We start from the raw sequence: 20,051 nt of genomic DNA, 5'->3' as shown, positions 1-20,051 counted from the left end.
CTCCCACATTAAAGCCGGTTCCCACATGGGTGATTGCATCAAGCCTTCAGATCAGTGCCCACCGAGGTAGGCATTGCGCACTTCCTCGTTCACCAGCAACTCCTTCCCAGTGCCGGTCAGGCGAATCTCGCCGTTGACCATCACATACGCCCGGTCCGACAAGCGCAGCGCATGGTTGGCGTTCTGCTCCACCAGGAAGATGGTCATCCCGGTCGCCGCCAGCTCACGCAAGGTCGCGAAGATCTGCTTCACCACAATCGGCGCCAGGCCCAGGCTCGGTTCGTCGAGCAGCAACAGCTTGGGTCGGCTCATCAGCGCGCGGGCGATGGCGAGCATTTGCTGCTCGCCGCCGGACATGGTCATGGCGCGCTGGGTGCGCCGCTCCTTGAGCCGCGGGAACAACTCGAACATGCGCTGCATGTCTTCCTGCGCGTATTTGTCGCCAATCGGGATGGTGCCCATCAGCAGGTTTTCCTCGACGGTCATGTCGGGGAACACCCGCCGCCCTTCCGGCGACTGCGCAATGCCGTTGGAGGCGATGTAGTGGGACGACTTATGGGTAATGTCGACGCCGTTGTAGAGGATCTGCCCGGACTCGGCACGCGGCTGGCCGAAAATCGACATCAGCAGCGTGGATTTACCCGCGCCGTTGGAGCCGATCAGGCTGACGGTTTCGCCTTCGTTGATGTGCAGCGAGACTTTTTTCAGGGCCTGGATCGGGCCGTAAAACACGTCCAGCTCCTTCATTTCGAGGATAGGTGCACTCATACCAGCTCCTCTTCGTCGGCGCCCAGGTAGGCGGCAATCACTTTCGGGTCGTTGCGGATCGCGTCCGGGCCGCCTTCGGCGATCACGTTGCCGTGGTCGAGCACCACAATGTGGTCGGAAATACTCATCACCATGCCCATGTCGTGTTCGATCAGCACCACCGTGAGGTCGTGTTCGTCGCGCAGCAGGCGAATCATCGCGCTGAGCGCTTCGGTTTCCTGCGGGTTAAGGCCGGCTGCCGGTTCGTCCAGGCAGATAATCTGCGGCCGGGTGCACATGGCACGGGCGATTTCCAGGCGGCGCTGCTGGCCGTAGGAAAGCTCGCCGGCCAGGCGGTTGGCGCAGTCCACCAGGTCGACCACTTCCAGCCAGTAGAAGGCGTGGTCGAGCGCATCGCTTTCGGCCTTGCGGTAGCCCTTGGTGTTGAGGATGCCGGCGAGCATGTTGCGGTTGACCCACATGTGCTGGGCCACCAGCAGGTTCTCCAGCACCGACATTTCCTTGAACAGGCGAATGTTCTGGAAGGTGCGCGCCAGCCCGGCACGGTTGACCAGGTGAGTGCCGCCAAACATCTTGTAGTAAACACGGCTGAAAAAGCTTTTCGGCGACACAAAGTCGGTGACCTTGAAGCGCTCGCCCAACAACTGGATCACGTTGGTCTGCTTGCCGCGGATGTTGAGTTGGATCTTGCCGCCGCTGGCCTTATAGAAACCGGTCAGGCAGTTGAACACCGTGGTCTTACCGGCGCCGTTGGGGCCGATCAGGGCGAAGATCGAGTTGCGTTCGACCTTGAGGCTCACATCGCTCAAGGCCTTGATGCCACCGAAGTGCATCATCAAATGTTCCACGGACAGGACGACTTCCTTGCTCATGGCGCCACTCCTTTACGTGGGGTCACACCGGTACGGCTGATGCGAATCAGGCCGCGCGGCCGCCAGATCATCATCACCACCATCAACACGCCAAACAGCAGCACGCGATACTCCGAGAAGCTGCGCAGCAACTCGGGCGCGACGGTCAATACGAACGCCGCAATCACCACGCCGACCGTCGAGCCCATGCCGCCCAACACCACGATGGCCAGGATCAGCGCCGACTCGAAGAAGGTGAACGAAGACGGGTTGACGAAACCCTGGTAGCTGGCGAAAAACACCCCGGCCAGACCGGCCGTGGACGCGCCGATGGTGAACGCCGAGAGCTTGACCAGCACGTGGTTCAGGCCCATGGAGCGGCAGGCGATTTCATCTTCGCGCAAGGCTTCCCAGGCGCGGCCGACCGGCATGCGGGTCAGGCGATGCTTGATGTACAGCACGGCCAGCACCACCAGGAACAGCACGATGTAGATGAACATGAACTTGATGTTGGGGTTGTAATCGATGCCGAAGAACTCATGGAAAGGTATTCCACCGTCCTTCGCCTTGCGCCCGAATTCCAGGCCGAGGAAGGTCGGCGAAGGCACCGGCATGCCGTTCGGGCCGCCAGTGAACGACAGCCAGTTATTGAGCACCAGGCGAATGATTTCACCGAAGCCCAAGGTCACGATGGCCAAGTAGTCGCCGTGCATTCGCAGCACCGGGAACCCGAGTATGCACCCCGCCAGCGCCGCACAGATGGCCGCCAAGGGCAGCACCGTCCAGAAGCCGAGGCCCAGGTATTGATAACCCAGCGCCAGGCCGTAGGCACCGATGGCGTAGAACGCCACGTAACCCAGGTCGAGCAGCCCGGCCAGGCCCACCACGATGTTCAGGCCCAGGCCGAGCAACACATAAATCAACCCGAGGATGACCACCGTGAGCAGGTACTTGTTGGCGAAGATCGGGAACACGATGGCGATCACGATCAGCGCCGGGATGATCCAGCGCAGGCGTGATTTGTAGTCGGGCGGCAACACGTGCACGCCGGAGCCACTGCTCTCGAAACCCTGCAGAATCTTCAGGCCCTTGGGGGTTTGCAGGAACAGGCTGAGGGCAAAACGCCCGGCCATCACAATGGCAACCAAGACGGCCACGCGCGCCGGTTGCAGGTTGAAGCTGTAGCCGTCGAGGACCACGCCGACGATCGGACCGAACACGATCAACGAAATCAGCCCGGCGAGGACCGTATCGACCACACTTTTTTTGATATCAATCGATTTGGCAGCAGACATGTTTACACCTTCGCCACGAGCGGACGACCAAGCAGGCCCTGAGGACGGAAAATCAGAATCACCACCAGCAGGGAGAAACTGAACACGTCTTTGTAGTCAGAGTTGATCAACCCCGAGAACAGCGACTCGGAGATACCCAGGATGATCCCGCCGAGCATGGCCCCAGGCAGGGAGCCGATGCCGCCGAGTACCGCTGCGGTAAACGCCTTGATGCCGATGATGAAGCCGGCGTAGAAGTCGAACGTGCCGTAGTTGAGGGTAATCAGCACGCCGGCCAGCGCCGCCATCGCTGCACCAATCACGAACACATAAGAGATCACTCGGTCGGTGTTGATGCCCAGGATCGAGGCCATCTTGCGGTCTTGCTGGGTCGCGCGGCACATGCGACCGAGCTTGGTGTACTTGATGATGTAGGTCAGCAGCCCCATGCCCAGAAACGCGGCTACCAGGATGAACACCTTGGTGTAGGTCAGCTGCACGAAACCGCTGCCGATATCGACGCGCCAGGCGCCGGCCAGCAGGGTTGGAATGCCTTGTTGTTTCGCGCCCTGAGCGATCTGCGCATAGTTTTGCAGGATCAGGGAGATACCGATGGCGCTGATCAGCGGTGCCAGTCGGGTGGAGTTGCGCAGCGGTTTGTAGGCGACACGCTCGATGACCCAACCGTAAACGCCGGTGACGACCACGGTGAATATCAGGGTGCCGAGAATGAGCAGCGGGAAGGATTCGATGCCGAAGTAAGCCAGCAGTGCCAGACTGATCGCCGCGAGGTAAGCGGAAATCATATAAACCTCGCCGTGGGCGAAGTTGATCATGCCAATGATGCCGTAGACCATTGTGTAGCCGATGGCGATCAGGCCATAGACCGACCCGAGGGTCAGGCCATTGACCAGTTGCTGCAGGAAAATACCATCCATAACGCAATCTCACGCGGTGAGCACCTGCACACCGGTGGGCGTGCGGCGCTTCTGGAGGAAAAGACAGACTTGTCGCCTGACACGATGGTGCGAGCAACCGCGCCCACTGTGGGAGGCGGGCTTGCCCGCGATGACGGACTGACAACCAACACCTGTGTTGCATGTGAAACCGCTATCGCAGGCAAGCCAGCTCCCACAGGGGATCGAGGCGCTTAAACGATCGTGTTTGTTCTTACTTCTGCTTTTCCAGCTGGTGGTATTTGCCGTCTTTATCCCACTGGTAAACCACGTAGTCGGAGATCTTCAGGTCGCCCTTGGCGTCCCAGTTTTTCTCGCCCATCACGGTTTTGACCGGGTGCGATTTCAGCCACTTGGCGGCGTCTTCGCCTTTATTGGACTTGGCGCCGTTGAAACCGGCGGCCAGGGCCTGGATCGAGGCATAGGCGTACAGGGTGTAGCCTTCAGGCTCGGTGCCGTTTTTGCGGAACTCTTCCACGACGGTCTTGCTGTCTGGCAGCAGGCGCGGGTCGGCGCCGAAGGTCATGTAAACGCCGTCTACGTATTGCGCGCCGCCCGCGGTGGCGACCAGTTCGTCGGTCACGATGCCGTCATCGGACATGAACTTGACGTCCTTGAGGCCCGCTTCACGGATCTGGCGCACCAGTGGACCGGCTTCAGGGTGCAGGCCGCCGAAGTACACCACATCAGCACCGGTGGAGCGGATTTTGGTGACCAGGGCGCTGAAGTCTTTCTCGCCACGGGTCAGGCCTTCTTCCAGCACCGGCTTGACGCCACGTTTGGTCAACTGCTGAGCGGTGGCGTCAGCCAGACCTTTGCCGTAGGTGTCTTTGTCGTTGATCACCGCGACTTTCTTGCCCTTGAGCACATCGACAATGTAGTCGCCGGCGACGATGCCTTGCTGGTCGTCACGCCCGCACATACGGAACACCGCGCCCAGGCCACGTTCGGTCACCTGTGGGTTGGTGGAACCCGGGGTGATCATGATGATGCCGGCTTCGTCGTACACCTCGGAGGCCGGGATGGTGTTGGAGGAGCAGAAGTGCCCGACCACGCCGATCACTTTGTCCTGGTCTGCCAGACGGTTGGCGACGGCCACCGCCTGCTTCGGCTCACAGGCGTCATCGCCGGCCACCAGCTTGAGTTGCTCGCCGTTGATCCCGCCGGCCTTGTTGATCACATCGGCTGCCGCTTGGGCACCCTTCATGTACTGCTCACCGAAAGCTGCGTTGGCGCCCGTCATCGGCCCCGCTACGCCAATCTTCACATCAGCTTGAACAAACGCAGAAACACCCAGCGCCGCTGCAACGGCGAGGGCCAGAAAACCTTTCTTGTAAAACGTCTGGGACATGAGTGGTGCTCCGAGGTTTTTGTTTATTGGCACTACGATTTCACTGCGAACCTTCAACTGAAACTTTCAGGGAAAGCCCAGAGCAAGCCGCGTGCCATTACTTTTTTATTCTTCAAAAAGACACGGTGTCATTGTTATTACAGGCGTTTCGACTCCTTTTGCCAGCACGTGCAACCGTCTAGCACCGAGAGGTGCAACCGATGGAGCAAAAAAGTACAACCCTGGCAGGTCGCACCTGCAACCAGACGGATAAACGACAGTTCCTACGCCTGTAACAATGTGCGTAACGGAACTGCACATTTACAGTGCGTGATTGCTACGACTTGCACCAATACAGATTAGTAGCCTGCTAAGAAAATGCAGGCTTCTGACAGGTATTTCGCTGATCAGATCACGATCCGCAGGCATTGGCCCGCGTGATACAGCGAAAATCCGGCTTCGTACAGGCAACTGCGCAAGCCCACCCCGGCCAGCGGTTGCATCGGTGCGAAGGGAATCGGCAAGGCCTGGGCATTCTGGTGACACAAATAGTCGGCAAATGCCTTGCCCACCACGCTGCCGGTGGTCACGCCGCGCCCGTTATAGCCGGTCACCGCCACCAGGCCCGGCGCGGGTTCGAACAGACGCATCAGGTGATCAGGGGTAAAAGCGATGCAGCCGGTCCAGGTGTATTCCCACTGCACCGATTTGAGGTACGGGAAGTAATGCTGCTGCACCCGATCGGCCCACGCCTTGAGGAACCAGGCGGGTTTCTGACTACCGTTGCCCAGGCTGCCGAGCAACAGGCGGCCGTCTGCATCGCGGCGGATGCTGCTCAACACCTGGCGTGTGTCCCACGAGCCCTGCCCGCCAGGCAGGATCTGTTGGGCAGCGTCGTCCGTCAGCGGCGCCGAGGCGACCTGGTAGTAATAGCCTGGGAAGAAATTGCGCCGCAGCTCAGTCCATTCGCCTTCGGTGTAGGCATTGGAAGCTATCACCACTTGTGCAGCCTGCACCGAGCCCTGCGCGGTTTGCACCGACCAGGTTGCGCCCTGGCGCTCCAGCCGGGTGACCGGGGAATGGTCGAAAAGCTGCCCGCCCAGGCCAACCGCCGCATTCGCCAAACCACTGGTGTAGGCCATCGGGTTCAAGGTGCCCGCGCGCCGATCCAGCAGTGCGGCGGCGATCTTTTTAGTGCCGGTGGCGTGTTCGCAGGCTTGCCCGGTCAGCAATTCAACCGGCGCGCCACGGCGCTTCCATTGTGCTTCACGACTGCGTAAATCCGCCTCGCCACGGGCGTTGTGCGCCATGTGCAAGGTGCCCTCGCGGCGCAGTTGGCAATCGATGCCGTACTTGTCGATCAGGCTGAACACCAGTGACGGCGCTGCGCCCAACATGCGGTTGAGCTGGCTGCCCACCGCCTCGCCGAAACCGGCTTCGATCTCGTCCGGGGGAATCCACATACCGGCATTCACCAGCCCGACGTTACGCCCCGAACCGCCATGGCCGGTGCGATGGGCCTCCAGCACGGCGACGCTTTTACCTTGCTCCAGCAAATGCACGGCTGCCGACAACCCGGTGATCCCGGCGCCGATCACGCACACATCGACCTTGACCTCGCCCTTGAGCGCGGCCCGGTCCGGGCGGCCAGGGGTAAGGTGTTCCCACAAACATGCTTCGCGTAATGCCATTGCCAGACTCCGATGAGACCTAACAAACCACTTTTCCGAACTGCAAATGAGGTCAAATGTGGGAGCGGGCTTGCTCGCGAAAGCGGTGTGTCAGTCAACAGATATACAGCTGATCCACCGCATTCGCGAGCAAGCCCGCTCCCACATTTTTAACCGCGTTTCGACAGGGATTTAGTCGAAGGTAATGCCCTGCGCCAGCGGCAATTCCAGCGAGTAATTCACGGTATTGGTCTGGCGACGCATGTAGCCGCGCCACGCATCCGAACCCGACTCGCGCCCGCCGCCAGTCTCTTTCTCACCGCCAAACGCGCCACCAATCTCCGCGCCACTGGGGCCGATGTTGACGTTGGCAATGCCGCAGTCGCTGCCCACCGCCGACATGAACTGCTCGGCTTCACGCACATCGGTAGTGAAGATGCACGACGACAGGCCTTGCGGCACGGCGTTGTTCAAACGCAGGGCTTCGGCAAAGTCGCTGTAGCCGATCACATACAGAATCGGTGCGAAGGTTTCGGTGAACACCACATCGCTTTGCTCAGGCATTTCCACAATCGCGGGCGACACGTAGTAGGCATTCGGGAATTTATCTTCCAGCTGTCGCTTGCCGCCGAACACCTTGCCGCCTTCGCTCAAGGCCTGCTCCAGGGCGTCCTGCATGTTTTCGAAGCCGTGTTTGTCGATCAGCGGACCGATCAGGTTGCCTTCCAGCGGGTGGCCGATGCGCACCTTGGAATAGGCCGCCTTGAGGCGGGTGACGATTTCTTCTTTGACCGATTCATGCGCGATCAGGCGGCGCAGGCTGGTGCAACGCTGGCCGGCGGTGCCGACGGCGCTGAACAGGATGGCGCGTACGGCCATGTCCAGGTCGGCGCTTGGGCCGAGGATCATTGCGTTGTTGCCGCCCAGTTCGAGAATGCTGCGGGCAAAACGCGCGGCGACTTTGGGCGCCACTTCGCGGCCCATGCGGGTGCTGCCGGTGGCGCTGATCAGTGCCACGCGCGGGTCATCGACCAGCGCGGCGCCAGCGTCGCGGCCGCCGATGATCACCTGGCTCAGGTACTCGGGCGCATCGGTGAATGTTTTCAGCACACGCTCGAACAGCGCCTGGCACGCCAGCGCGGTGAGCGGGGTCTTTTCCGACGGTTTCCAGATCACGGCGTTACCGCACACCAGCGCCAGCGTGGTGTTCCACGCCCACACGGCCACCGGGAAGTTGAAGGCGCTGATCACGCCGACCACGCCCAGCGGGTGCCAGGTTTCACGCATATGGTGGCCCGGGCGCTCAGAGGCGATGGTCAAGCCGTACAACTGGCGGGACAGGCCGACGGCGAAGTCGCAGATGTCGATCATTTCCTGCACTTCACCCAAGCCTTCCTGGGTGATCTTGCCGGCTTCCCAGGACACCAGCTCGCCGAGGTCTGCCTTGTATTCGCGCAATACGTCGCCGAACTGGCGCACCAGCTCGCCACGACGCGGTGCCGGCACCTTGCGCCAAGCCTCGAATGCATGCTCGGCGCGACTGACCTGTTGCTCCACCTCGGCGGCGCCTTCCCAGTGCACACTGCCGATACGGCTGCCGTCGATCGGCGAATGCACGGGTTGTTTACCCGACTGGTATAGCGCCGGGCTCACCCCGAGACGATCAAGCAATGCGGCAACCATGGGTCACTCCTTCAATTTCAAACAGAAAATTCGCGCCGCCACAGACACGGCGATCCAGGCCTTATTTGTAGCTGGCCCAAGACTTGCCAACAAACGACGATTAGGCGAGATATCATTCCGTTTATTCATGCAAAGAATAAAAAGAGGCGTGCCGTGCTGAACAAAAGACATTTGCCCTCGATCACCGCCCTGCAGTGTTTCGAAGCCGCCACCCGCCACCTGAGCTTCACCCGCGCCGCCGAGGAACTGAACCTCACGCAAAGCGCGGTGAGCAAACAGGTCGCGCAGTTGGAAGAGTTGCTGCAACACCTGCTGTTTCGCCGGGTGCGCCGCCGCTTGCAGATGACCCCGGCGGGCGATTTGTACTTGGTGGAAGTGCGAAAAATCCTCACACAGGTGGAGATGTCCACCCATTACCTGCGCTCCTACGGCGGCGAGACCGAAGTGCTGCGGGTGTCCACGCCCTACACCTTCGGCGCGCGCTGGCTGGTGCCGCGCCTCAAGGGCTGGCGTTTGCGCCATCCGCACATCCATTTGGACCTGTGCAACGAGCAGGAGCCGGACGAATTGCTGCAAGGCAAGGCCGACATGGCCTTCTACTTCGGCCAGGGCTCACGGCCCGGCACCGAGAGCCTGAAATTGTTCAGCGAAGAACTGGTGCCGGTGTGCGCGCCGGAAAGCCTCCCTGCGCAGCCGTTCACTGACCCCACGCAACTCAGCGACCTGGTGCTGCTGCAGAACGCCTCGCGGCCCCAAGGCTGGCATGACTGGTTCGCCAGCCAGGGTTTCCACACCGAACACAGCTACCACGGCCCGCGTTTCGACACCTTCTATATGTGTATTCGTGCGGCGCAGGTGGGCTGTGGCGTGGCGCTGCTGCCACGTTTTCTGGTGGAAGAAGAATTGGCGGAAGGCAAGCTGGTGATTCCCTGGCAGCATGCGTTGCCCAGCCAGGATGCGTATTACCTGGCGTATCCGGAGCATTCGGCGGAGGTGCCCAAGGTGCGCGATTTTGTGAAGTGGATGATGGAACAGGGTTAGCGCTTTTTTGGCTGCACCACCGCCATCGCAGGCAAGCCAGCTCCCACATTTGGAATGCATTTCAAGTGTGGGAGCTGGCTTGCCTGCGATAGGGCCAGTGACCATTCCGAAAAAATCACTGGCAAAACCCCACGGGTCTATGCGCCACTAGCGCCATTCCTTAATAGTGCGTAAAGGTCGGCGCCCATCGTCGACCCGTCTGGAGATTCCCGTTATGAGCGAGAGTGTGTTTGCCGATCGCATCGTGCAGAACTTGCTCGACACCGACTTCTACAAGCTGACCATGATGCAGGCGGTGCTGCACAACTACCCGAATGTGGAAGTTGAATGGGAGTTCCGTTGCCGCAACAGCGAAGACCTGCGCCCGTACCTGGCGGAAATCCGCTACCAGATCGAGCGCCTCGCCGAGCTGAGCCTGAGCCCGGATCAATTGGGCTTTCTGGAGCGCATCAGCTTCATGAAGCCGGACTTTTTGCGCTTCCTGGGGCTGTTCCGCTTCAACCTGCGCTATGTACAAACCGGCATCGAAAACGGCGAGCTATTCATTCGCCTGCGCGGGCCGTGGCTGCATGTGATCCTGTTTGAAGTGCCGATGCTGGCCATCGTCAGCGAAGTGCGTAACCGCTACCGCTACCAGACCGTGATCCTCGAACAGGCCCGCGAGCAGCTGTATCGCAAATTCGACTGGTTGACCGCCAACGCCAGCAGCGACGAGCTGTCGGAGCTGCAGGTGGCCGACTTCGGCACGCGCCGGCGCTTCTCGTACCGGGTACAGGAAGAAGTGGTCAGCGTGCTCAAGCACGACTTCCCAGGCCGCTTCGTCGGCACCAGCAACGTGCACCTGGCTCGCGAATTCGACATGAAGCCGCTCGGCACCATGGCCCACGAATGGATCATGGCCCACCAGCAACTCGGCCCGCGCCTGATCGACAGCCAGATCGCCGCGCTCGACTGCTGGGTCCGCGAATACCGGGGCCTGCTGGGCATCGCGCTGACCGATTGCATCACCACCGATGCCTTCCTCGGCGACTTCGACTTGTACTTCGCCAAGCTGTTCGACGGCTTGCGCCACGACTCCGGTGACCCGGTGCAGTGGGCAGAAAAGGCCATCGCCCATTACCACAAGCTCGGCATCGAGCCGATGAGCAAGACGCTGGTGTTCTCTGACAGCCTGTCGCTGCCCAAGGCCCTGGAGATTTTCCGCGCGTTGCGCGGTCGCATTAATGTCAGCTTCGGCATCGGCACCAACCTGACCTGTGACATTCCAGGGGTTGAGCCGATGAGCATCGTGCTTAAAATGACGGCCTGCAATGGCCAGCCCGTCGCGAAAATCTCCGATGAAGCGGGCAAGACCCACTGCACCGATCCGAATTTCGTCGCCTATTTGCGTCACGTTTTCAAAGTACCTGCCCTTTCCAGCAAGGAGTGAATCATGCAAGCCGTACAGCGTGAGATTGCGCAGCAGCTCAAGGTCCAAGCCCCGTTCAAGGACCAGGCCGCCCTGGAGGCCGAAGTTGCCCGCCGCGTGACCTTTATCCAGGATTGCCTGCGCAATTCCGGGCTAAAAACCTTGGTGCTGGGCATCAGCGGTGGCGTCGACTCCCTGACCGCAGGCCTGCTGGCCCAACGTGCGATGCACGAACTGCGTGCCAGCAGCGGCGACGCGGCCTACCGTTTCATCGCCGTGCGCCTGCCTTACGAAACCCAGTTCGACGAAATCGACGCTCAGGCTTCGGTGGACTTCATCGAACCGGACGAGCGCCACACCGTGAACATCGGCCCGGCGGTCAAATCCCTGGCCAATGAAGTGGCGGCCTTTGAAGGCAAGGCGGCGGTGTCGCGTGATTTTGTACTGGGCAACACCAAGGCGCGCATGCGCATGGTGGCGCAGTACACCATCGCTGGCGCGGCCGGTGGCCTGGTGATCGGCACCGACCATGCGGCGGAAGCGGTCATGGGCTTTTTCACCAAGTTTGGTGACGGTGCCTGCGACCTGGCGCCGCTGAGCGGGCTGGTGAAAAACCAGGTACGTGCGATTGCTCGACACTTTGGCGCGCCGGAATCGCTGGTGGAGAAGGTCCCGACGGCCGACCTCGAAGACTTGTCGCCCGGCAAGCCGGACGAAGCATCCCACGGCGTGACGTACGCCGAGATTGATGCCTTCCTGCACGGCGAGCCAGTGCGTGAAGAAGCGTTCAAGATCATTTGCGACACGTATCGCAAAACCGAGCACAAGCGGGTCATGCCCTTCGCGCCGTGATACGTATTTTTTTGGCGAGCAGGCCTGTTGTGGCGAGCGGGCTTGTTGTGGCGAGCGGGCTTGCCCCGCGTTGGGCTGCGCAGCAGCCCCAGTAAGCCAACCGCGGTGATTCAGTAACACTGAGTTGCAGGTTTTGGGGCCGCTGCGCAGCCCAACGCGGGGCAAGCCCGCTCGCTACAAGGTATTCAACGCCCACAAAAAAGCGCCCCGCAAGGCGCTTTTTTTCGACCAGGGTCGGCTTACTTGACGGTCACAGTGCCTTTCATCATCGAGATGTGGCCTGGGAACGAGCAGAAGAACGCGTAATCCGTACCCGCGGCCAGTTTCGACACATCGAAGGTCACGGCATCTTTCTCGCCAGCACCAATGATCTTGGTGTGGGCGATGATGCGCGTGTCGCCGTCTTTGAGGTAATTCTTTTCGATACCGGCGGCCATGCCGTCGCTGGCGATGCCAGGCATGTCGGCGGCGGAGCTCAACACCCAGTTATGGCCCATGACGTTCTTCGGCAAGCTGCCGGAGTGTTCCAGGTTTACGGTGAACGTCTTGCAGCTCTTGTCGATGGTGATTTCTTTGGTGTTGAAGGACATCTGGTCGGTGGAATCAACAGTGACCGCGCACTCTGCAGCAAGCAACTGGCCGCTCGCCAGTGTCAGCAGGGAAACAGCAACGATTTTGGCAAACATGTGAATCTCCATGGCAGGGTTTAAAAAACGCGTATTGCGACAAGGGTGCCTCAAGCAGGCCTGAATTCTTATGATCTGAATCAACAGATTGTATACAACTTTAGGCTATCAGACTGATCAACACAATCTACCAGCCAAAGTTCGACCACCTGCTTATGATCGGCTCATCCCCCCTGGAGCCCGCGCCATGCATCTGAATCAACTGTTCAACGGCTTGCTGGCCGCGTATGCCTGCGGTAAGTGAAGGCCAACCGCGCCGCTAAGCTGCTACCATAGCGACCCAAGGCAGCTGCGCGCCGCCACCCTCACCTTCGACCCTAGAGGATCGCCCATGGCCAAACCTAATTACTCCTTCGCCAAACGTCAGAGAGACTTGGCCAAGGAGCAGAAGAAAGAGGAAAAGCTGCAACGCAAGAAAGCCGCTGCAGATGAAGAAGCAAGTGCACTGAACCCGGATGCCGAAGGTGAAGTGGCAACCGACGAAACCGAGACACCGAAAGACCCGGCTGAATAAATTCTGTTGAGGTGAGCAGGCTTTCCCTGCTCGCCTCAATCCACTGCTATTGCAGCGGCATCACCGTCACCCGCACCTCCGGGTCATGGTTCCCTCCTCCCAGAATCACCCCCCGCAACGGCGACACATCCGAGAAATCCCGGCCCCAGGCCAAGGTGATGTGCTCCAGTGCCGGCTGCACATTGTTGGTCGGATCAAAATCCACCCAGCCCGACACCGGGCAATACACCGAAACCCACGCGTGCGACGCATCGGCGCCGATCAGCCGTGGCTGGCCGGGCGGTGGCTGCGTCAGCAGATAGCCACTGATGTACCGCGCTGCAAGGCCACGCGAGCGCAGGCAGGCGAGCATCAAGTGGGCGAAGTCCTGGCACACGCCGCGTCGGCGTTCCAGCACTTCCACCAGCGGCGTGGCGACCTGGGTGGCTTCGGCATCGAAGGTGAACTCGCTGAAAATCTTCTCCATCAACGCCTGCACGCCGAGCAGCAACGGCTCGCCGGGCGGAAAGCAGCTTTCGGAAAACTCGACGAAGGTTTTTTTCAGGTGCACGTAGGGCGATTCGAAGCGATAGCGGCAGGCTTCGATCAATTCGGCTGACAGCGGCTGGCTGCTGTAAGTCAGGCTGTCGCGGGTTTGATCCCAGGCCGGCGACTGCTGAAAATCCAGCGCAGGCCGCGCCAGCACTTCGACGGTCAGCCCTGCATTCACCAGCAACTCATCATGGGGCCGTTCGAACGCCAGCCGAGTGATCGGGTTGCCGAACACGTCCAGCTCATCGCGACGCGCCGTCGGCTCCGGGCTGATTTCCAGTTGCTGCGAACTGCAACGCTGCCACGCGCACGGCCGTGGCCACAAGTGCGCCAGCTGCTGCGCCAGCGACACCGGGCTGTCGTAGTGGTAGTGGGTATCGTGAAAAATCTGGTAGCGCGCACTCATCACACCGACACCGTCTGCTGGCTGACATCATCCACATGGGCAAAATGACGCAACGCCAGGCGATCCGACACTTGCCCACTCTCATCGGCCACCGCTTGCAGCAGGTCAGCCAGGCCGCCCAACGCGGCACGCACGCTGGACTCGCCGAACAGCGGGTTCTCCAGGCAACCGAGGTCGAAACGTGCCAGGCGCTCCACCAACGGCGCCAGCCCGGTTTCCCGAGGCACACCGAAGTCATCGTTGAGACGACGTAACGTGCGGCTGACCAGCTTCAGCTGGAACAGCACCGCATGCGGGTTTTGCTCATCCAGCAACAACAGGTCAAGCACCGGGATCAACTGCGGCACCGCCAGGTAACGCGAGCGATAGGTGATGCTGCTGTTACCCAACTCCAGCAACCACTCCAGCCCGGCCTGATCAAACACCGCCACGCCACGCAGGAACGCTGCCAGGCTGCTGCTCAGAAACTGCAGACGCTCGATGCGCCGGCCCATCATCAAGAAGCGCCAGCCTTCATCGCGGGTCATGTCATCCAGGGCAAAGCCGGACAGCGCCGCCAGGGACATCACCAGGCGGTTGAGGAAATCCAGCAGTTCGCCGAAGTCCGGGGTCTCGCTTTCCAGCTCCAAGGCTTCGCGCTGCAGCTCGACCAAGGCCTGCCAGTTTTCCCGCGACAGCTTGCCGCGCACCTGAGACGCCGCCCACTGCAGACGCTGCAGGTTGGCGCGCAGGCTTGATGGCCAGTCATCGCCAAGCAAGGCGGCAAGCAGCCGCTCGGGCAATTCCCCTTCTTCGGGCAGCAAGCGCAGGGTCTCGCCCAGCTCGACCGCCGCCTGCAAGGCCAACGGATCGTCACCGTCCACATACCGCGCCAGCACAATCCGCAGCCAGCGCGCACTGTCATCACAGCGCTCGCAGTAACGGCCAAACCAAAACAGGTTTTCCACCACGCGTGACGGCAGGTAGGGGTCGCGGCGCACCAGATCGTGGGCGCCAATTGGCCGCTGCGCGCGCCACTGTTCGCCACCCGCCGTACGCTCGCCCAGCACCCACGTGTCTTTGCTCGCGCCGCCGCGTTGCATCGATACCACATCGGCGTCGGCCTCGGCCGCCACACGGGTCAGGCCCCCGGGCAGCACGCGGTAGCCCTCGTCGCTGGCCACCGCGTACACGCGCATGCCGATGGCGCGGTGTTGCAAATGGTCATCCACGGTATGCCACACCGGTGCCTGGGACAGTTGCGCCAACTCCTGGGCGACATACGCATAAGGCCGCGCACGCATGCGTTCGGCCAGCGCCTGGCGTTGTTCGTCGCTCAAGTCGCGGCCAAATACCGGGGAGAAACTTTGCGATGGAAACGCCGGCTTGATCAGCAGCTCGGGCAGTTTCTCCAGGGCCTCGGCGAGCACCGGCGCCTCACCGCACCACCAGGTGGCGATCGACGGCAGGATCAATTCTTCACCAAACAGGAACTGGTTGATCTTCGGCAAAAAGCCGAGCAAGCCCGGCGACTCCAGCACGCCACTGCCCAGGGCATTGGCCACCAACACATTGCCTTGGCGCACGGCATCCAGCAGGCCGGGCACGCCCAGGGCAGAGTCGGTGCGCAGTTCCAGCGGGTCGCAGAAGTCGTCGTCCAGGCGACGCATGATCGCGTGCACCCGGCGCAGGCCGCTGAGGGTTTTCAGGAACACGGTGCTGTCGCGCACGGTGAGGTCGCCGCCTTCCACCAACGGGTAGCCAAGCTGTCGCGCCAGGTACAGGTGTTCGAAATAGCTCTCGTTGAAACGCCCCGGCGTCAGCAACACGATCAGCGGCGACTGGTCGTCACAGGAAGCCTGGCGGGCCAGGGTTTCCTGCAGCGTGCGGAAGAAACCGGTGAGGTGCTGAACCTGCAGGTCGCGGTACAAATCCGGAAAGGCGCGGGACACGATGGTGCGGTTTTCCAGCGCATAACCGGCGCCCGAAGGCGCCTGGGTACGGTCGGCGGTGACCCACCAGCGGCCATCCGGGGTGCGCGCCAGGTCCACGGCGTACAGGTGCAGAAACGTACCGTCCGGCGGCTGGATGCCCTGGCACGGCCAGAGGAAGTTGTTATGCCCGAACACCAGCTCAGCCGGCAGCAGGCCTTCTTTGATCAGAAGCTGCGGGCCATACAGGTCGGCCAACACGGCATTGAGCAGGCGCGCACGCTGGGCGATACCGGCCGACAGGTGCCGCCACTCATCGGCGGCCAGCACATGCGGGAGTAAATCCAGCTCCCACGGGCGATCGGCGCCCTTGGGGTCGGCGTAGACGTTGTAGGTCACGCCGTTTTCCTGGATCTGCCGGGTCAGCAGCGCCTGGCGCTGGGCCAATTGCGCGGGCGCGCTGCGTTGCAGGTGATCAAGCAAGCGCTGCCAATGGGCACGCACCGCGCCGCTGTCGTCCAGCAGTTCGTGGTAAGTGCCCGCGGTCAGCGGGTAACGGTCGAGCAAGTCGGACATGGAACGCTCGGCAGAGGCAAGGGAAGTCAAAGTCACCACAGTCTAATGTGGGAGCGGGCTTGCTCGCGAATACGGCGGGTCAATCAACTCATATATCGACTGATTCACCGCTTTCGCGAGCAAGCCCGCTCTCACATTTGAACAGCATTCAGTCATTTTTATTGGGGAAACGCCGCAAATCCAAGGTCATCGGTAGTTCATCATTGATAACCAAAGGAGGCACGGGCAACTTGCCTGGGCTATGCCCCAAGCGGAAAAACCGCGCCATGCGCCGGCTCTCTGCCTCATTGGCGTTCACCGGCAAGCTGTCGTAATTGCGCCCTCCCGGGTGGGCGACGTGGTACTGGCAGCCGCCCAGCGAACGTTGCATCCAGGTGTCGAGCAGGTCGAACACCAGCGGCGCGTGCACCGCGATGGTCGGCTGCAGGCAGTTGGCCGGTCGCCAGGCGCGGTAGCGCACGCCGGCGACAAACTCACCCACACGCCCGGTGGGCTGCAGGGGCACCGGAATGCCATTGCACGTCAGCAAATAGCGTTGTGGTGGCAGCCCGCTCAGCTTCACCTGCAAGCGCTCAAGCGACGAATCCACATAACGCACCGTGCCGCCCACCGCGCCCTCCTCGCCCAGTACGTGCCAAGGCTCCAGAGCCTGGCGCAGCTCCAGTTCGATGCCGCTGACGGCGTAGTCGCCAACCTTGGGGAAACGGAATTCCAGGTGCGCAGCAAACCATTCGGCGCGCAGCGGGTAACCGGCGGCGTTCAGTTCGACGATCACGTCGGCGAAATCCTGCTCGATGAAGTGCGGCAACAGGAAGCGGTCATGCAGCTCGGTGCCCCAGCGCGCCAGTTTCGGCGGCGCGTACGGCTCACGCCAGAAGCGCGCGACCAAGGCGCGCAGCAGCAATTGCTGGGTCAGGCTCATGCGCGCATGCGGTGGCATTTCAAACGCGCGCAGTTCCAGCAAACCCAGGCGGCCAGTGGCGCCGTCCGGCGAGTAGAGCTTGTCGATGCAGAATTCGGCGCGGTGGGTGTTGCCCGTCACGTCGATCAGCAGGTTACGCAACAGGCGGTCGACCAGCCACGGCGGGCATTCTTCGCCGGGCTCGGGCATTTGTGCGAAGGCAATTTCCAGCTCGTACAGCGCGTCATTACGCGCCTCATCCACCCGTGGTGCCTGGGAGGTCGGGCCGATAAACAGCCCGGAAAACAGGTACGACAGCGAAGGGTGGTTATGCCAGTAACTGATCAAACTGCGCAGCAAGTCCGGGCGGCGCAGGAACGGCGAATCCTTGGGCGTCGCGCCGCCGAGCACAAAGTGGTTACCACCGCCGGTGCCGGTGTGGCGGCCGTCGATCATGAATTTTTCCGTGGTGAGGCGGGTTTGCCGCGCCTCTTCGTAGAGAAATTCGGTGCGCTCGACCAACTCGTCCCACGTGGCGGACGGCTGCACGTTGACCTCGATCACACCTGGGTCCGGCGTGACCCGGAAGTTGCTCAAGCGCGTGTCGAACGGCGGCTCGTAGCCTTCCAGCAACACCGGGCAGTGCAGTTCTTCGGCGGTGGCTTCAATGGCGGCCACCAGCTCCAGGTAATCCTCGACGCGCTCCAGCGGCGGCATGAACAGGTAGAGGCGCCCTTCCCGCGCTTCGGCGCACAAGGCGGTGCGGGTCAGCCAGTCGGCGGATTCGTCGACTTTCGGCACGCGCTCATCGCTCGTCGCGGGTTCACCGTGGCTTTGCAACTGCGCGGTGGTCGGCAGCTCCGGCTGATCCTGGTTCGGGTCGGTCGGATGCACGAACGGGTATTCCGCGGCGGTCACCCAAGGCTGCGAGGCCAACGGCAGGCGATAACCCAGCGGCGAATCGCCCGGCACCAGGCGGCAGTGGTTGTCGCGCAGGTACCAGCGCCCACTCTGCCAGCGGTCATTGGCGGCCGTGCGCGCCAGCGGCAGCACTTGGCCGATGACCTTATCCAGGCCCTGACTGAAGACTTTGCGCAGGCGTTCACGCTCCAGGTCGTCGCTCAGACGCGGGTCCTGGGCGGTGACGTTTTGTGGCAACGCACCTTCGCGCCACAGGTAGTAGAAGTTGTCTTCGAAGGCTGGAAACACAAAGCGCGCGGGCAACTTCAGGCGCTCGGCGACGCAGGCCAGGAAGCGCCCGGCCATCACGCCGTCGGCGCCGTAATCTTCCTGTTCATCGGCGATCAGCGCGCTGTTGTGCCAGATCGGCACACCGTCGCGGCGCCAATAGCAATTGAGCGACCAGCGCGGCAGTTGCTCGCCGGGGTACCACTTGCCCTGGCCGAAGTGCACCAGCCCCGTGGGCGCGTAGTGTTTGCGCATGCGCTGGAACAACTCGGCAGACAGGCGACGCTTGTCCGGCCCCAGCGCAGCGGTGTTCCACTCGGCACCATCGGGGTCGTCGATCGAGACGAAGGTCGGCTCGCCGCCCATGGTCAGGCGTACATCGTCCTTGAGCAGGTCGCCGTCGATCTGCCGGCCCAGTGCCTGGATCGCCAGCCACTGCTCTTCGGTGTAGGGCTTGGTAACCCGAGGCGCTTCCCAGATGCGTTCAACCGACATCTCGTGGGTAAATTCGCACTCGCAAGGCTCCACCAGCCCACTGATCGGCGCGGCGGACGATGGATCGGGACTACAGGCCAACGGAATATGACCTTCACCGGCGAACAGCCCGGAGGTCGCATCCAGGCCGATCCAGCCGGCGCCGGGCAAATACACTTCGCACCAGGCGTGCAAGTCGGTGAAGTCGACGTCGGTGCCGGACGGGCCGTCGAGGGCTTTGACGTCGGCGGTCAGTTGGATCAGGTAGCCCGACACAAAACGCGCCGCCAACCCCAGATTGCGCAGCAACTGCACCAACAGCCAGGCCGAATCGCGGCAGGAGCCAGAAGCGTTTTCCAGGGTGAACTCCGGGGTTTGCACACCGGGTTCCATGCGGATCAGGTAGCCGATATCAGCCGCCAGGCGTTGGTTGAGGCCGACCAGAAAGTCCACGGCCGGCAAGGGCGTGCGGTCGATGCCGGCCAGGTAGGCGGCAAACTTTGGCGTCAGCGGCAGGGTTTCCAGGTACGGCGCCAGCTCGCGCTGCTCATCGGCGGCGTAGCTGAAAGGGATCTTTTCGGCGTAGGGCTCAAGGAAAAAGTCGAACGGATTGAATACCGCCATCTCGGCGACCAGGTCGACTTCAATGCGCAGCTGGTCAGTCTTTTCCGGGAACACCAGGCGCGCCAGGTAGTTGCCCTGCGGGTCCTGCTGCCAGTTGATGAAGTGCTGCTCCGGCAGCACTTTGAGTGCGTAGGACAAAATCCGCGTGCGGCTATGGGCAGCCGGGCGTAAACGCACGATCTGTGGGCCGAGTTCGACAGCGCGGTCGTAGCGGTAATGCGTAACGTGGTGCAACGCGACATGAATCGACACGGCGGCCTCCTGCGAGCCAGGGCATGGACACAACGCGCGCAAGACTTATGCCAGAGCGGCAGTCATTGCGCTTTATCGTAAGACCCGCTGCAGTACAGCACCAAAACGGCGCCGTCGTCAGTGCATTGGTGCATGTGCTGCACATATTTGTGGCGT

At 61.6% G+C, this 20,051-nt stretch carries 15 protein-coding genes; 4 read left to right on the top strand and 11 right to left on the bottom strand.

Annotation, left to right across the window (positions count from 1 at the left end; translation table 11 throughout):
- Positions 1-51: 51 nt before the first annotated feature.
- The 7 genes from FPT15_RS09220 to FPT15_RS09190 form a co-directional block, all read right to left on the bottom strand.
- Positions 52-768: an ABC transporter ATP-binding protein gene (locus FPT15_RS09220; protein ID WP_145160205.1), complete on the bottom strand. Its 717-nt coding sequence runs from the start codon at positions 766-768 to the stop codon at positions 52-54.
- On the bottom strand, positions 765-1,640 hold the full coding sequence (locus tag FPT15_RS09215; RefSeq protein WP_145160203.1) for an ABC transporter ATP-binding protein: 876 nt from the start codon (positions 1,638-1,640) through the stop codon (positions 765-767). Before FPT15_RS09215 ends, FPT15_RS09220 begins: the two co-directional genes overlap by 4 nt.
- Positions 1,637-2,914: a high-affinity branched-chain amino acid ABC transporter permease LivM gene (gene livM, locus FPT15_RS09210; protein WP_145160201.1), complete on the bottom strand. Its 1,278-nt coding sequence runs from the start codon at positions 2,912-2,914 to the stop codon at positions 1,637-1,639. Before livM ends, FPT15_RS09215 begins: the two co-directional genes overlap by 4 nt.
- Before the next feature lie 2 nt (positions 2,915-2,916).
- On the bottom strand, positions 2,917-3,831 hold the full coding sequence (locus FPT15_RS09205; protein ID WP_053254074.1) for a branched-chain amino acid ABC transporter permease: 915 nt from the start codon (positions 3,829-3,831) through the stop codon (positions 2,917-2,919).
- Between the two features lie 232 nt (positions 3,832-4,063).
- The gene (locus FPT15_RS09200; protein WP_145160199.1) at positions 4,064-5,200 is read right to left on the bottom strand and encodes a branched-chain amino acid ABC transporter substrate-binding protein; all 1,137 of its coding nucleotides are present in this window, start codon (positions 5,198-5,200) and stop codon (positions 4,064-4,066) included.
- A gap of 386 nt (positions 5,201-5,586) precedes the next feature.
- On the bottom strand, positions 5,587-6,870 hold the full coding sequence (locus tag FPT15_RS09195; RefSeq protein WP_145160197.1) for an FAD-binding oxidoreductase: 1,284 nt from the start codon (positions 6,868-6,870) through the stop codon (positions 5,587-5,589).
- A 171-nt stretch (positions 6,871-7,041) separates the two neighbouring features.
- A complete protein-coding gene (locus FPT15_RS09190; RefSeq protein WP_145160195.1) occupies positions 7,042-8,532 on the bottom strand; it encodes an aldehyde dehydrogenase family protein in 1,491 nt (496 codons plus the stop codon).
- 153 nt (positions 8,533-8,685) lie between these two features.
- Here FPT15_RS09190 and FPT15_RS09185 point away from each other — a divergent pair, with 153 nt between their 5' ends.
- From FPT15_RS09185 to nadE, 3 genes are all read left to right on the top strand, one after another.
- Complete coding sequence (locus FPT15_RS09185) at positions 8,686-9,573, top strand: LysR family transcriptional regulator (protein WP_145160193.1); 888 nt, start codon at positions 8,686-8,688, stop codon at positions 9,571-9,573.
- 214 nt (positions 9,574-9,787) lie between these two features.
- Positions 9,788-11,002: a nicotinate phosphoribosyltransferase gene (gene pncB, locus FPT15_RS09180; RefSeq protein ID WP_065900159.1), complete on the top strand. Its 1,215-nt coding sequence runs from the start codon at positions 9,788-9,790 to the stop codon at positions 11,000-11,002.
- Between the two features lie 3 nt (positions 11,003-11,005).
- Positions 11,006-11,833 (top strand): ammonia-dependent NAD(+) synthetase, encoded by an 828-nt coding sequence (gene nadE / locus FPT15_RS09175; RefSeq protein ID WP_145160191.1) that lies wholly within the window; start codon positions 11,006-11,008, stop codon positions 11,831-11,833.
- A 239-nt stretch (positions 11,834-12,072) separates the two neighbouring features.
- Here the strand turns inward: nadE and azu are convergent, their stop codons facing one another.
- On the bottom strand, positions 12,073-12,519 hold the full coding sequence (gene azu / locus FPT15_RS09170; RefSeq protein WP_119737895.1) for an azurin: 447 nt from the start codon (positions 12,517-12,519) through the stop codon (positions 12,073-12,075).
- Between the two features lie 331 nt (positions 12,520-12,850).
- Here azu and FPT15_RS09160 point away from each other — a divergent pair, with 331 nt between their 5' ends.
- Complete coding sequence (locus tag FPT15_RS09160; protein WP_106577640.1) at positions 12,851-13,033, top strand: hypothetical protein; 183 nt, start codon at positions 12,851-12,853, stop codon at positions 13,031-13,033.
- A gap of 46 nt (positions 13,034-13,079) precedes the next feature.
- On the opposite strand, the gene FPT15_RS09155 is transcribed toward FPT15_RS09160, so the two are convergent.
- The 3 genes from FPT15_RS09155 to FPT15_RS09145 form a co-directional block, all read right to left on the bottom strand.
- Complete coding sequence (locus FPT15_RS09155) at positions 13,080-13,970, bottom strand: transglutaminase family protein (RefSeq protein ID WP_145160189.1); 891 nt, start codon at positions 13,968-13,970, stop codon at positions 13,080-13,082.
- Complete coding sequence (locus FPT15_RS09150; protein ID WP_145160187.1) at positions 13,970-16,456, bottom strand: circularly permuted type 2 ATP-grasp protein; 2,487 nt, start codon at positions 16,454-16,456, stop codon at positions 13,970-13,972. The genes FPT15_RS09155 and FPT15_RS09150 overlap by 1 nt, the downstream gene beginning before the upstream one ends.
- 148 nt (positions 16,457-16,604) lie before the next feature.
- Positions 16,605-19,895 carry a DUF2126 domain-containing protein gene (locus tag FPT15_RS09145; RefSeq protein WP_145160185.1) on the bottom strand — a complete coding sequence of 1,097 codons (3,291 nt, stop codon included), beginning with the start codon at positions 19,893-19,895 and terminating at the stop codon, positions 16,605-16,607.
- Between the last annotated feature and the right edge of the window lie 156 nt (positions 19,896-20,051).

The organism is Pseudomonas sp. RGB, assembly GCF_007713445.1.
Taxonomy (GTDB): Bacteria; Pseudomonadota; Gammaproteobacteria; order Pseudomonadales; family Pseudomonadaceae; genus Aquipseudomonas.
This window is presented reverse-complemented; position numbering and strand designations above follow the sequence as displayed.

Coding starts and splice junctions, on each gene's coding strand:
- FPT15_RS09220 (WP_145160205.1), bottom strand. CDS start 768: ATGAGTGCACCTATCCTCGAAATGAAGGAGCTGGACGTGTTTTACGGC.
- FPT15_RS09150 (WP_145160187.1), bottom strand. CDS start 16,456: ATGTCCGACTTGCTCGACCGTTACCCGCTGACCGCGGGCACTTACCAC.
- FPT15_RS09200 (WP_145160199.1), bottom strand. CDS start 5,200: ATGTCCCAGACGTTTTACAAGAAAGGTTTTCTGGCCCTCGCCGTTGCA.
- FPT15_RS09160 (WP_106577640.1), top strand. CDS start 12,851: ATGGCCAAACCTAATTACTCCTTCGCCAAACGTCAGAGAGACTTGGCC.
- azu (WP_119737895.1), bottom strand. CDS start 12,519: ATGTTTGCCAAAATCGTTGCTGTTTCCCTGCTGACACTGGCGAGCGGC.
- FPT15_RS09205 (WP_053254074.1), bottom strand. CDS start 3,831: ATGGATGGTATTTTCCTGCAGCAACTGGTCAATGGCCTGACCCTCGGG.
- FPT15_RS09215 (WP_145160203.1), bottom strand. CDS start 1,640: ATGAGCAAGGAAGTCGTCCTGTCCGTGGAACATTTGATGATGCACTTC.
- livM (WP_145160201.1), bottom strand. CDS start 2,914: ATGTCTGCTGCCAAATCGATTGATATCAAAAAAAGTGTGGTCGATACG.
- FPT15_RS09155 (WP_145160189.1), bottom strand. CDS start 13,970: ATGAGTGCGCGCTACCAGATTTTTCACGATACCCACTACCACTACGAC.
- FPT15_RS09195 (WP_145160197.1), bottom strand. CDS start 6,870: ATGGCATTACGCGAAGCATGTTTGTGGGAACACCTTACCCCTGGCCGC.
- FPT15_RS09190 (WP_145160195.1), bottom strand. CDS start 8,532: ATGGTTGCCGCATTGCTTGATCGTCTCGGGGTGAGCCCGGCGCTATAC.
- nadE (WP_145160191.1), top strand. CDS start 11,006: ATGCAAGCCGTACAGCGTGAGATTGCGCAGCAGCTCAAGGTCCAAGCC.
- pncB (WP_065900159.1), top strand. CDS start 9,788: ATGAGCGAGAGTGTGTTTGCCGATCGCATCGTGCAGAACTTGCTCGAC.